Below are 520 nucleotides of genomic sequence, written 5' to 3'. Positions count from 1 at the left end.
GCAGCCAAGGAAAACAAGAAGAACAAGGAATGGTTTGTGACGGAAAAAGGGGAAAAACTCTATCCTTTTATTCTAGCGGAGAATGACTATTCTGAAGAGACATCCTTGCAGGGCTTTTCTCAGGCGGAAGTTAAAGCCTTGGAGAAAATGCTGGTCCGAGTACGTGAAAATATCACAGGTGACTGGGAAGCCGTCAAAAAAGGACAAAAAAGAAACTATTAAGATTAAAGAGGTGCATCATGAAAGTTACAGTTGAAAATGAATTTTGGCAAGTATTTCCGAAAGCTCAGATTAGTGTTTTAGTGGTCAAGAGGCTGGATAATAGTGTGGATGAAAGTAAGGATCCATATTTCAAATCCCTGCTGGATAAGGGAGCAAAACGAGCTGAGGACTTTATCCCAGACGAGAACTTCACTCAGAATGAAGTTATTCAGGAGTGGCGGCAGGCTTTCAGCAAATTCAAGACCACGAAAGGAGCACGATCCTCTATCGAAGCTCTGCTCAAGCGGGTCAGTCAGGG

At 43.1% G+C, this 520-nt stretch carries 2 pseudogenes; both read left to right on the top strand.

The window, feature by feature from the left end:
* A pseudogene (locus K1I97_RS10155) lies at positions 1–222 on the top strand (MarR family transcriptional regulator); the annotation flags it as partial.
* Between the two features lie 17 nt (positions 223–239).
* A pseudogene (locus tag K1I97_RS10150) lies at positions 240–520 on the top strand (hypothetical protein); the annotation flags it as partial.

The sequence above is a fragment of the Streptococcus oralis genome, from assembly GCF_019929345.1.
Classification (GTDB): Bacteria; Bacillota; Bacilli; order Lactobacillales; family Streptococcaceae; genus Streptococcus.
Note: the sequence above shows the minus strand (reverse complement) of the source record. Positions and strands in the feature narration are given on the sequence as shown.